Origin of the sequence: Sphingomonas adhaesiva (genome assembly GCF_002374855.1) — a bacterium.
Lineage (GTDB): Bacteria > Pseudomonadota > Alphaproteobacteria > Sphingomonadales > Sphingomonadaceae > Sphingomonas > Sphingomonas adhaesiva.
This window is the reverse complement of the sequence record NZ_NWVC01000034.1, coordinates 1-1,384: the sequence shown is the minus strand read 5'-3', so window position 1 is coordinate 1,384 and position 1,384 is coordinate 1. Positions and strand designations below refer to the sequence as shown.

Below are 1,384 nucleotides of genomic sequence, written 5' to 3'. Positions count from 1 at the left end.
TCCAAGCCGCCATCAACCGCTTTGTCGCCGAGCAGAACGCCAACCCAAAGCCCTTCACTTGGACTGCCGACCCAGACCGGATCATCGCCGCCGTCAAACGCGGGCACCAAGTGTTAGATTCGATCCACTAGCAGCAAGATGCTGACGGTCCATTAACCGCTGAATCGCGCATTAGTTACCAGGTGGGCTGCGTTTTCAATCGCAAGTTGGTGCTCAGCATGGCGCTACGGTCGCGATGACGCACCAAAAACGGCTGCACCGGGCACAAAGGCGGCAATTTCAGCGCAACGGTAAACGCTTGCTCCCCTCGGGAGCATCGCGACGCGAAGCGGCGCGTCCAACCTTGCCGCTTGGTCTTGCCGTTTGTGGTTTGTGCGGTCCGGTCGGTTAGGACTGTACTCGCCGTCAGGCGTTAGGGCGTTGGCCGACTAGGCCAACTCCATTCGTTCTCAGATCATATGAATCTAGGAGCGGTTGACCATTTTTTTGAGACTCTTGCTTCTCGATAGCGATGGCAAGGCTGTCCAGCACTTGCCGCAAGCCGGCGTCTTCGATCTCCTCGGCGACAACCTGGCGCGGGGAGCGCCAGAGGCGCATCACCTCGATCTGCTCGATACGATCGACCTCGCGTTGCACCACGTCATCGGGGAGGGGGACAGGCCGGAGACGACGCGGAAGGAAGCGGGCAAGCCGGTTGGGGAAGCTCATGCGATAGACGTTGGAGGTCTGCGCATTGCGCGCCTTCGGGCGATCGGCCGGGGGATCGATCGGCACGCATCGCCGCTGCTTGTCGAGAAGGCCCATGCTGGCCAGCGCCACCAGCGCACGTCCGACGCTGGCGCGCGAGACGCCGGCAGCCGCCTCAATCCATTCCCAGGTCGGGAATACCTTGCCGGCGCACGTTCGCGCCAACGTCGTAAGCTGCTCGAACACACGCAATGCTGTGTTAGTTATCAGGGTGGCAAGGCGTTCGTCCTCGGTGAGCTGGCGGCCCTCGGCACGGGCGATGCGCCGCACCGCGTTCTTGCGCTTCAGCAGTTCGGCCGCCTGCTTGTAGAGTCGGTCGGGTTCGCCCTTCGAGTGTCAATCGGCGTCCAAAAGGAACCCCCTATCGGCGTGCAAAAGGGACCCCCTTCGTCGAGCAGCGTGACGGGTATGACGGGCGCGCCGTTCGCGCTGGTTGTGGCGTAGGGCGGGCGTAGCCCGACCGGAGGCGCAACCAGCGCGAAGCGTTCTCTGCGGGGTGCCCCAGGCGTCAGCTGCGGTGCTTGAAGCGCCAGCTGTCGTTGCCGGTCTCGACGATGTCGCAGTGGTGGGTAATGCGGTCGAGCAGCGCGGTGGTCATCTTGGGGTCGCCGAAGACGGTCGGCCACTCGCCAAAGGC

2 protein-coding genes and 1 pseudogene are annotated in these 1,384 nt (G+C 63.2%); 1 reads left to right on the top strand and 2 read right to left on the bottom strand.

The window, feature by feature from the left end; translation table 11 throughout:
• Positions 1–131 (top strand): annotated as a pseudogene (locus COA07_RS17630) (IS630 family transposase); the annotation flags it as partial.
• A 274-nt stretch (positions 132–405) separates the two neighbouring features.
• Here the strand turns inward: COA07_RS17630 and COA07_RS17625 are convergent.
• The gene (locus tag COA07_RS17625) at positions 406–1,017 is read right to left on the bottom strand and encodes a hypothetical protein (protein ID WP_007407161.1); all 612 of its coding nucleotides are present in this window, start codon (positions 1,015–1,017) and stop codon (positions 406–408) included.
• Between the two features lie 238 nt (positions 1,018–1,255).
• Positions 1,256–1,384 (bottom strand): ATP-binding protein (locus tag COA07_RS17620; RefSeq protein ID WP_169924247.1); only part of this gene is annotated, 129 nt, incomplete at its 5' end.